General features: G+C 41.9%; 1 protein-coding gene. It reads right to left on the reverse strand.

Annotation, left to right across the window (positions count from 1 at the left end; all coding sequences use genetic code 11):
• Window positions 1-44 precede the first annotated feature (44 nt).
• Window positions 45-675, reverse strand: a 631-nt coding sequence (locus HFK82_RS08725) for an IS3 family transposase (RefSeq protein ID WP_168261486.1), incomplete at its 5' end; no start/stop codon positions are given.

The raw sequence follows: 675 nt of genomic DNA on the forward strand, positions 1-675 counted from the left end.
TGAAAAGGCAACACTTTTCTGTACAATTTTTATAAAGTGTTTTTCTAAGCGATGAGTCGAATAGCCATTGGTGTTTGGTAATTGAGACTGCCATGAATCCGATGATAGTTCCACCAATGGACATAATCTCTCGTTTTGGCAGCTAATTCCTCAAGCGTACGGAAACTTTCTTGGTTAATAAATTCGATTTTAAAAGCACAGTAAGTACTTTCTGCTACAGCGTTATCGTAAGGACAGCCAGCTTGGCTTAACGAGCGAGTAATATCAAAAGCTTCAAGCATCTCATCAATCAGCTGATTATCAAATTCCTTGCCACGATCTGAGTGAAATAGATTTACTTTCGTCAGAGCGTAAGGAATACTCTGGATGGCTTGCTTAACCAGTTCTGCTGTCTTATGCCAACCAACTGACAATCCTATAATTTCACGATTATAGAGGTCGATAATGAAGCAAACATAAGCCCAGCGGTTCTTGACACGAACATAGGTAAGATCGGTAACGATGGCCTCTAAGGGATTCTTGGCATCAAACTGACGGTCGAGGTGGTTGGGGATTGGTGCCTCATTTTTTCCCTTGGAATAAGGTTTAAAAGCAGCTTCTTGATAGAGAGACACTAGATTTAGTCGTTTCATCACGCGGCGAATACGACGGCGTGATACCGTGACCCCTTCTTGC

Origin of the sequence: Streptococcus alactolyticus, from assembly GCF_012277075.1 — a bacterium.
Classification (GTDB): domain Bacteria; phylum Bacillota; class Bacilli; order Lactobacillales; family Streptococcaceae; genus Streptococcus; species Streptococcus alactolyticus.